Genomic DNA, 7833 nt, shown 5'->3' with positions numbered 1-7833 from the left:
ACATAATATGCTGCTCCTCTGATCTCTTCGTATGGTTTATATTCTCTTGTGAACTCAGAAGAGACGAGATTTGCCATCGTCAGGGTCATTCCTGTCGGGTTTATGGTAACGTGACCATAGCCTGGCGGGATCAGGATGAGATCTCCCTGTTCTGCACGGACCAGGACAATATCAGATAGATCACGTTTTTGCAACAGATAGTATGCGGCACCTTCAAGCACTTCGTATATTTCTGGATATGCAAGTCCGTCAGAAGAAAGGGGATGATAGTGCCCCTTTGTTTTAATCCATTCACGGCAGATCGTCCGAGAAGGAATACGGGTTACATCGAACCTGATATGGTGCGAATCAAGCCACTGCTTATCTGAATTATTGTGGCAGACTGCCCGGTACATCTCGTACAAAGGGCCTTCACAGACACAGGAAGGGTCTGCAAGAACTGAACGGATCTCATCCCCTGATCTGATATCTGGGTTATTGAGTGGGAGGTCCATCATAATATGTATCCTCGTATGTTGGTATGTAAATGTCCTTGGAAGTATTTACATATCGGTGATAAATTGCATTCGCGATATGTCAGTTACTCCTTTCATCGCCTGCATCCTGATATAAATCCCCTCTTCACGCAGGGCCGCCATCCAGTTTGTCCCACCCAGGGCTGCTACCCCCATATACTGGGGATCCACTGCCACACCAAGACATGAGGTGTTGGGAAGTCCGAGATCAAGAATTCCGGTAAAATAACTCTCACTGAGTTCCTCCAACACCTCTTCCACTTTGTCTTCTGCCTCCATGTGGCATTCTCTGATATTGCCGAGCAGACTTCCTGTCCCGGAGCGCATGACATTCAGGACTGAAGTGATCTCCTGAGAGATCAGAACCTGCAGCGGATCGATAGTAGTATACTCATACTTGATCAGGTGAGTAAACCTGCGTGGAATATTCTCCGTAACCTCGACTACCCCTCCGCCGATGGGGTTAAAGGGAATTCCCCTTTTTACCAGGAGACCGTCAAGGGTAGTGCTGCAAAGTGTGAGCAGTCCGCAGAAACCGGGAGGAATCGTGTAACCGTCGTTATCCTCACCCTCGTTCAGCACCCTGATCAGACCGCTGGGTGAAACACCAGCTTCACAGGTTGCCCTGAAAACCGATAGCGCGTAGTCAAGATCCTTCTGATGAATAAGTGACAGGTTATAGACCACCGTCCCGGTCCCTTCTGATGGTTCGAAGGTGACCTGCATGGCATAATCCTCGATCCGATGGCTGACAAACCTGAGAGGATCACTCATTACTCAGTTAATCCGGTATAAAGATAGAAAAATATTCTTTTTTATGAGTGAATTTGTATATGATGGAACAGAGGATCAGGGAGAAGGCAGTTCGGGCGGTTTCCGATATTCTCAAGTCAGCAGGATACGATGTGCACCACGCAGCCGCGCCAATAGATCTGTCTGCCATATCAGGCAGTACCTATCTGGTTGTGGTCTGCTCTGATGACCAGGATGAGGTCACCCGGTTCTCAGAGACCGAGTATACAGTAAAAGGCGATCAGGGAGAGAAGATCTGTGAGAAACTGCTTGTCACCTTTGATCCCGGGATCGAAGGGCCGGACTGTGTAGTCTGGTATGCTGAAGAATTTGCGCGATATGCGGGTGAATCTATTCTTTCCAAAGTGATTGGGCGACAGTTGCTTCTTCCACTTGGTGATTCAGATGCGCCGGTTCATGGTCGTGAGTTTGCTGAAGATACTTCCGGAACCGGTATTAAGATCCCTCACCTGCCGGTTCGTGTTCACCGCGAAGAAGCTGAAGAAAAAGCCGGAGTTCCGGGGGTTGCAACCCTCAAGTTTCTTCCCTACTGGCTCTACCGGTACACGAGCAGGGGTTCTGGCACGTTCAAGGATCAGGATGTCTCCTTCGATGGATCCGGTGTTGGTGCTCTGAACGCAATAAACGGATCGATGACAGATATTGATCCCGATACCGTTACCCGTCGGAGTATCCCCCAGGGAGCTGAAGTGATCAGACCTCAAATTGATAAGGAGGCTGCAGATGAGAAGATCACCGGGCTTCTGATCCAGGCCATGACCAGGAAGGTGAAGGCCAGGCAGGTCAAAGGGGATGCAATCTACTATGAGGAAAAGAATGTAGCACCTGAACGGAGTAATATCGCGCTCGAACTGCGTGAACTTTTCATCCCGATCTGGCAGATAAAAGGAAAGAAGATCATTGAGATCAATGCATTCACCGGAGAACGTCTGCGCGAGCCGATGGATGACGGGGTAGAGGTCTTCTGACTTTACCGCCTCAGTTCATCGATTAGATTTCTCACTCTCGTAGATACCTCTTCGATATGGCCCTTGACCTTTACCTTGTGCCAGATATCTGCAATAGCGCCATCTGGAGTGATTAGAAAGGTGCTCCTTTCCACTCCCATATATTCTCTGCCATACATCTTCTTGAGTTGCCAGACTCCGTAGGCCTCGATAACCCTGTGTGAAGGATCAGCGAGCAGCGTGAGCTTCAGATCATGTTTCTGGACGAATTTCAGATGACTCTCTATGCTATCGGGGCTGATCCCCACCACCGGTGCACCGAGTCGGGCGAGTTCTTCATAAACCGTTGAAAACGCAAGTGCCTCTGCAGTGCAAGCAGATGTGTTATCTTTCGGATAGAAATAGAGGATGAGGATGGATCCATGAAAATCAGCATTAGAACGGATGGTGCCATGCTGGTCCGGGAGTGCAAAGGCCGGTGCCTTGTCACCGGGATTCAGTACGGGGGGCATATACTTTCATTATGATATCATCTATAGATACGATTGCTGATGCAGATCGATCTGTATGTGATCGGAAAGGTGAAGGAGCCATATTTACGGGATGGCATTGCTGAATATCTGAAACGGCTATCTGGATTTTGTACCCTCAAAATTGTAGAGTTCTCTGAGGAACGGATAAAAGAGTCTCCCAGTGCTCATGAGATCGCTCGGGCATGCCAGCAGGAAGGGAAAAACCTGCTTAAAGCAGCAGGTCAGGCAGAGTATCTGATTGCCCTGGATCCCCGCGGGGTCCAGATTTCAAGCGAGAGATTCGCAGATCAGTTCAGAAGGTGGGAGATAGAGGGCCCTCATCGTATCGCTATCATAATCGGTGGCCCGCATGGATTGTCAGATGAGGTCAGGGATCGGTCAGATCAACTTCTTTCTCTCTCATCTATGATATTCCCTCATCAACTGGTGCGACTCATTCTGCTTGAGCAGGTATATCGGGTCTTCACGATTATCCGTGGGCTTCCCTACCACCGTTAAAAATAGTTATACCGGTACCGGTAATGAAGAACTTGGCCGGTGCGCATGACGTGAAGGAGGCTGTATCTGCGATGAAGCCCTGATGAACGTGTCAACATCCGGTGATATTTCATACAGGTGGATAACTGAACTCCAGGGTTCGGCATAGATATGCGGGTCCAGCCATTCACCCGGATCATCCATAACAGGATATGCGATCTGTTCATCTCCTGCAGGATTAAATCTGGCCTCAATTCCGGGTTTATTCCCGCGTGGATCAAGTCGTATCCACCGCTCCTGATCTTCTATCCATACTGCAACAAGACCATGAAGTACATAGGAACTATCCTCATTCTTTAGTCGCTGATAGCAGAGTCCTGCAGGAATGCCGATAGATCTACAGAGAGCAACGAAGAGATGAGATTTTGCAAAACAGAGTGAATGACCTGCAGTAATTACCTGTGGTGTCTTCCATATCAGCCGAGACTGCCCGGAATCGACTGAATGGGAGATACCGTCCCGTACAAAATTATAGAGATTTTCAATCTGTTCGTACTCAGTACTGGTTCCCCGGATCAACTCATGTGCACGCGTCCTGATTGCAGGATGGGTACACGCGATCACCGGCGAACATGCCAGGTACGGGGTCACCGATACCGGGCGAACGAGGGGGGGAAGAGGCATGAATGTTCACCTAATTCTATCATCCGGACCATCGCCTTATCTAGTTATTGTTCTGCCCGGGTTGGAAAACCCGATATTTTTTATTCTTTTTTGGATGGTGTTTTACCACAAAAATGCATACTCATCAGTAATCATCATTCACGGTTTATCTCATGGTCCTCAGTCTGATGACAGCCGGGCGCGTCGATAATTGCCTGGATGTGAGTTGCATTCAATGCGAATCAGGATACTCACCATACCTGTTCGCCCTGTATACAGATGATCCTAATAACCGGGATTGAATTTTAGAGAAATAAAGTAAGTTTTTGTTTGCCGGTATCCATAACCAGTATCTGGAAACAGAACAAACTCATAGGCCAGCATGGGTGGACTTTATCATGGAAAAATTCTCCTGCACTGGTGTGATACCTGTCATGCACCGGTAATGGCAGATCGGTGTGCCTGTGGATCTGAAACACGTGCAGTTCCGGTAACACCCCCCGGTGATGCAAGACCGGCATTTCCTGATGATATCTCTTTCATTAACAATCTCTTTCTTGATCGCTTTGGAATCACCCTGATCCCTGACGGATGGATTGCCCTTATCAATAATGTTCCTGACAAAGACCGGATGGAGGAGATTGTGGTTGGTGGAGCAGTGGTAGGTGCTGTGCGGTACCTTCCTGAAACCGGGAGATGGGATGCACTTCCCCGACCCGAGGCAGCCCTCATTCAGCGGCCTGAAAAAAGGTATGTAATCGTGGATGACGGTGCTGTCCCTTCGATCAGGGATGGGGCCAGTCTGCTGGCTCCTGGTTTTGTCTCCTGTGATCCCGATATTGTTTCAGGTGATGAGGTTTTCATGCTCACCCGCTCTGGTGAGTGTGCCGGTGTCGGCAGAATGAAGGTGGATGCGTCAGAGGCAGCCACCATGGAGCGGGGACAGATCGTGAGAAGCCGAAAAAATATCCGGTCACAGTTCACTCCCGGCCCCGCTAGCTGGGATGAAGTGGTAACAGCAAATAAGGATGTACTGATCCGCCTGGAATCAGCGACCAGGCAATTCATTGCAGAACATATTGGTCCCTATGAACACCTGCCGATCAGTATCTCTTATTCGGGAGGTAAGGATAGTCTTGCAAGTTTGCTTGTGGTGATGAATACGTACAAGAAACTGCCTATCCTGTTCATCGATACCGGTATGGAGTTTCCCTCTACCTACGAGAATGTCAGGCAGGTGACAGAGCGATATGATCTCGAGTGCATCATGGTTGACTCAATGGGAGAGTTCTGGCGTGAGTTTGAGATCCAGGGACCTCCGGCAGTTGATTGCCGGTGGTGCTGTAAAACAGCTAAACTGGAGCCACTCAGAATATTTATCGAAGTTACATGGAATGAGTGCGTCTCGTTTGTTGGCCAGAGGAAGTATGAGTCAGCTTCACGGGCAAGAAACCCCCGGGTGTGGCGAAATGCCTTCGTTCGCAATCAGATCTGCCTGGCACCGATTCATTCCTGGACTGCGATGCATGTCTGGCTCTATATTTTCAGAGAAAAGGCGCCATACAACGATATGTATCGCCACGGGGTTGATCGAATGGGGTGTTATATGTGTCCGGCAAGTGACATGGCCATTTTGGAGCGGATTAAACAGCATGTTCCCGATCTCTGGAAAGAATGGGAGGAGCGGATGGAAGCATGGCGTATCAAGCATGACCTTCCAGAGTCATGGATGGCTGAAGGAACATGGCGTGTCAGGAATGACCGGAGTCAGGAAGAACCTGAGTCGTTTGCCAGGCATGATGCCCAGACTGGCAGAGGCAGGAGATCAGGGAGGTCTTCCTGATGAGTCAGATTGTGATTGTGGATTATGGTCTTGGCAATCTGCGTAGTGTGAGTAAAGCACTTGAAAAGGTCGGAGGTAATGTCAGTATCACCGGAGATCTGGAGGCGATTCGTGCTGCAGATGGGATCATTCTCCCCGGTGTTGGGGCGTTTCATGAAGGGATGGCACGACTCTCTGATCTGAAGAGTGCTCTTTTCGAAGCACAAGGACAGGTGCCTGTCCTTGGTATCTGTCTTGGCATGCAGATGTTGATGGAGTTCTCTGAAGAGCATGGGTTATCTGCAGGGCTTGGCCTGATTCCGGGGACTGTCCGGAGGTTTGAAAAAACCCCCGGGTTCAAGATTCCTCATATGGGCTGGAATCAGGTTGCCCTGTCACATCATGATGACCCTCTTTATACGAATATTCCTGATGGTTCATTCTTTTATTTTGTCCACTCATACTGGGCTGACACCCCGGAGCAGTACCGGTTAACCTCAACCGAATACATCAATCCGTTTGCATCATCAATACGAAATGGGACCGTGTGGGGAACGCAGTTTCATCCAGAAAAGAGTGGTGAAGCAGGCCTTCAGATTCTGCGTAATTATATCGGGATGCTCTGAACCGAAATCCACTATTTCTGAAGTGCCATTTCGACCGTTGCTTTGAGCTGATTATCGGTGAATGGTTTTACAATGAAACCACGAGGTTTGGTAAGTTTTGCCCGCTCGATAGTTGGATCATCCATTACCGAACTGATGTATACGATGGGAATGAAGAACTTTTTCTGGATCTCCTCAGCAGTCATGATCCCATCTTTCTCACCTGGCAGGTTGATATCCATTAAAACCAGTTTTGGACGCTCTTCCTTGGTGAATTGCCCTAACTTCTCGATGGCGGTTTGAGGTTCCTCTGCAGATCCAATCACTGTGAAACCCAGTTCGGTCAGTCTCCAGGATATCAGATCGCTGATAACCGGATTATCCTCAACAATAAATATCGTACCTTCCACTCTGCTCCACCGGTTTGTAGTATTACCTTCCCGTGAAAGGTAATAAGGGAGTTGGTTTTGCATATCCGATGTTATGCGCTGGAATATTTCCTCTCAATACTGGCGCTTGATTTAGGGAATAAAAATTATGTTTTGACTCTCCAGTCGATCAGCACCCCATCATCCACCTGTTGTAGATGGATTAATTCAAGTCTGGTAAATTCATGTTCCTGTATCCACCCGGGTCCGTCCGCAAGGGTCGGTGCACCGGTTCCTCCGATAATGATACTGCCGATATACATGCTGAGCTGATCTACCAGTCCGGCGTTAAAAAGCCCGGCAATTAAGGTCCCTCCCCCTTCAACCATGAGTTTTTTAACTCCCTCGATCCCGAGTAACTCCATAACTGCAGTGAGATCAACTTCTTTTTCTCCTGCGGTGATTATTTCGGCATATGGCTGGAGCGCAGCGATCCGCTCACCGGGAGCTGCGTGTGATACAAAAATGATACGCTTTCCCAGGCCTTTATGGAGTATTTTTGCTTCAGGGGGGGTTCGTGCCTTGCTGTCTATGATGATCCGTATCGGATGTTCAGGTTTACCCGAATTGATCCGGTCCCTGATCCGGTCCACAGATTTCACCGTGAGTGACGGATCATCAGCAAGGACTGTTCCGATTCCTACCATAATCGCATCCGTGTCTGCTTTTATGATATCAACCCGTTCAAAGTCATCAGAACCTGATATTTTTATTTGTCTCCGCTCCCGCGAGGAGAGTTTTCCATCAGCTGAAACAGCAACATTTACCAGAACATGGGGTCTCATTTTCTCCTCTGTTATTTCTTCCGGGATCTGAGTTTTTCGATCTCTTCCCTGCCTTCAGGAACCCGGATCAGAAATGTTCCATGACATGGTTTGGTGAACGGAAAGAGGACTGCATCCCCGTCTACTGCTACTCTGATTGGGGGGACTCCGATGAGTCTGACCTCAAATATTTTGTATCCAGGTTCTACGTCGTACTTTTCAGGGTATTTGGCAAGATATTCACGTGCTTCCTGAAAAGAGATCTT

The 7833-nt window shown here is 48.7% G+C and carries 11 protein-coding genes; 4 read left to right on the top strand and 7 right to left on the bottom strand.

What is annotated here, in order from left to right; translation table 11 throughout:
• The coding region (locus LUQ50_RS10005; RefSeq protein WP_300039691.1) for a glucose-6-phosphate isomerase family protein at positions 1-497 on the bottom strand (497 nt) is incomplete at its 3' end.
• A 45-nt stretch (positions 498-542) separates the two neighbouring features.
• The gene (locus LUQ50_RS10000; protein ID WP_300039690.1) at positions 543-1289 is read right to left on the bottom strand and encodes a DUF128 domain-containing protein; all 747 of its coding nucleotides are present in this window, start codon (positions 1287-1289) and stop codon (positions 543-545) included.
• A gap of 59 nt (positions 1290-1348) precedes the next feature.
• On the opposite strand from LUQ50_RS10000, the gene LUQ50_RS09995 reads away from it, so the two are divergent.
• Positions 1349-2296, top strand: a complete 948-nt coding sequence (locus tag LUQ50_RS09995; RefSeq protein ID WP_300039689.1) for a hypothetical protein — start codon at positions 1349-1351, stop codon at positions 2294-2296.
• A 2-nt stretch (positions 2297-2298) separates the two neighbouring features.
• Here LUQ50_RS09995 and LUQ50_RS09990 read toward each other — a convergent pair whose 3' ends face one another.
• Positions 2299-2787, bottom strand: a complete 489-nt coding sequence (locus LUQ50_RS09990) for a peroxiredoxin (RefSeq protein ID WP_300039688.1) — start codon at positions 2785-2787, stop codon at positions 2299-2301.
• A gap of 39 nt (positions 2788-2826) precedes the next feature.
• On the opposite strand from LUQ50_RS09990, the gene LUQ50_RS09985 reads away from it, so the two are divergent.
• Positions 2827-3306 (top strand): 23S rRNA (pseudouridine(1915)-N(3))-methyltransferase RlmH, encoded by a 480-nt coding sequence (locus LUQ50_RS09985; protein ID WP_300039687.1) that lies wholly within the window; start codon positions 2827-2829, stop codon positions 3304-3306.
• Between the two features lie 6 nt (positions 3307-3312).
• On the opposite strand, the gene LUQ50_RS09980 is transcribed toward LUQ50_RS09985, so the two are convergent.
• On the bottom strand, positions 3313-3969 hold the full coding sequence (locus LUQ50_RS09980; protein ID WP_300039686.1) for a transglutaminase family protein: 657 nt from the start codon (positions 3967-3969) through the stop codon (positions 3313-3315).
• Between the two features lie 361 nt (positions 3970-4330).
• On the opposite strand from LUQ50_RS09980, the gene LUQ50_RS09975 reads away from it, so the two are divergent.
• Positions 4331-5791, top strand: coding sequence for a phosphoadenosine phosphosulfate reductase family protein (locus LUQ50_RS09975; protein ID WP_300039685.1), 1461 nt, complete (start codon positions 4331-4333; stop codon positions 5789-5791).
• The gene (gene hisH, locus LUQ50_RS09970; RefSeq protein WP_300039684.1) at positions 5791-6396 is read left to right on the top strand and encodes an imidazole glycerol phosphate synthase subunit HisH; all 606 of its coding nucleotides are present in this window, start codon (positions 5791-5793) and stop codon (positions 6394-6396) included. The genes LUQ50_RS09975 and hisH overlap by 1 nt, the downstream gene beginning before the upstream one ends.
• Before the next feature lie 11 nt (positions 6397-6407).
• Here the strand turns inward: hisH and LUQ50_RS09965 are convergent, their stop codons facing one another.
• The 3 genes from LUQ50_RS09965 to LUQ50_RS09955 all read right to left on the bottom strand — a co-directional run bounded on the left by LUQ50_RS09965 (position 6408) and on the right by LUQ50_RS09955 (position 7830).
• Complete coding sequence (locus tag LUQ50_RS09965; RefSeq protein ID WP_300039683.1) at positions 6408-6848, bottom strand: response regulator; 441 nt, start codon at positions 6846-6848, stop codon at positions 6408-6410.
• A gap of 62 nt (positions 6849-6910) precedes the next feature.
• Positions 6911-7588, bottom strand: a complete 678-nt coding sequence (locus LUQ50_RS09960) for a 2,5-diamino-6-(ribosylamino)-4(3H)-pyrimidinone 5'-phosphate reductase (RefSeq protein ID WP_300039682.1) — start codon at positions 7586-7588, stop codon at positions 6911-6913.
• A gap of 11 nt (positions 7589-7599) precedes the next feature.
• Positions 7600-7830 (bottom strand): DUF1894 domain-containing protein, encoded by a 231-nt coding sequence (locus LUQ50_RS09955; RefSeq protein WP_300039692.1) that lies wholly within the window; start codon positions 7828-7830, stop codon positions 7600-7602.
• Positions 7831-7833 lie beyond the last annotated feature (3 nt).

The organism is Methanospirillum sp. (assembly GCF_028679455.1).
In the GTDB taxonomy this organism is placed as follows: domain Archaea; phylum Halobacteriota; class Methanomicrobia; order Methanomicrobiales; family Methanospirillaceae; genus Methanospirillum.
The sequence above is the reverse complement of the archived record's forward strand: the minus strand, read 5'-3'. Positions and strand labels throughout refer to the sequence as shown.

Coding starts and splice junctions, on each gene's coding strand:
- LUQ50_RS09985 (WP_300039687.1), top strand. CDS start 2,827: ATGCAGATCGATCTGTATGTGATCGGAAAGGTGAAGGAGCCATATTTA.
- hisH (WP_300039684.1), top strand. CDS start 5,791: ATGAGTCAGATTGTGATTGTGGATTATGGTCTTGGCAATCTGCGTAGT.
- LUQ50_RS09995 (WP_300039689.1), top strand. CDS start 1,349: ATGATGGAACAGAGGATCAGGGAGAAGGCAGTTCGGGCGGTTTCCGAT.
- LUQ50_RS09965 (WP_300039683.1), bottom strand. CDS start 6,848: ATGCAAAACCAACTCCCTTATTACCTTTCACGGGAAGGTAATACTACA.
- LUQ50_RS10000 (WP_300039690.1), bottom strand. CDS start 1,289: ATGAGTGATCCTCTCAGGTTTGTCAGCCATCGGATCGAGGATTATGCC.
- LUQ50_RS09990 (WP_300039688.1), bottom strand. CDS start 2,787: ATGCCCCCCGTACTGAATCCCGGTGACAAGGCACCGGCCTTTGCACTC.
- LUQ50_RS09980 (WP_300039686.1), bottom strand. CDS start 3,969: ATGCCTCTTCCCCCCCTCGTTCGCCCGGTATCGGTGACCCCGTACCTG.
- LUQ50_RS09960 (WP_300039682.1), bottom strand. CDS start 7,588: ATGAGACCCCATGTTCTGGTAAATGTTGCTGTTTCAGCTGATGGAAAA.
- LUQ50_RS09975 (WP_300039685.1), top strand. CDS start 4,331: ATGGGTGGACTTTATCATGGAAAAATTCTCCTGCACTGGTGTGATACC.